Source organism: Nocardia rhamnosiphila NBRC 108938, assembly GCF_000720425.1.
In the GTDB taxonomy this organism is placed as follows: domain Bacteria; phylum Actinomycetota; class Actinomycetes; order Mycobacteriales; family Mycobacteriaceae; genus Nocardia; species Nocardia rhamnosiphila.
In genome coordinates, this window is the sequence record NZ_JOAJ01000065.1 from 1 (window position 1) to 307 (window position 307).

General features: G+C 62.5%; 1 protein-coding gene. It reads right to left on the reverse strand.

The genetic code is table 11. The annotated features are described in order from the left end of the window. The coding region (locus IG75_RS37015; protein ID WP_036544417.1) for a condensation domain-containing protein at window positions 1-306 on the reverse strand (306 nt) is incomplete at its 3' end. Window position 307: the final 1 nt, after the last annotated feature.

Consider the following 307-nt stretch of genomic DNA (forward strand, 5'->3'; position numbering starts at 1 on the left):
CTGCGTCCGGAACACCAACGTGTTCACGAACATACCGATCAGATCATCGAGCGCCTGCTCACCACGACCCGCCACCGGCGTACCGATCGTGATGTCATCGGTCCCCGAAAGCCGCGACAACAACACCGCCAAAGCGGAATGCACAACCATGAACAAGGTCGCGTTCTGCTGCTGCGCCACCCGCTGCAAACCGGCATGGACATCCGCATCGATCACGACCTCGACCCGGCCACCGGCAAACGACTGCACCGCCGGACGCGGCCGATCCGACGGCAGATCCAACTGATCCGGAATACCCGCCAGCATC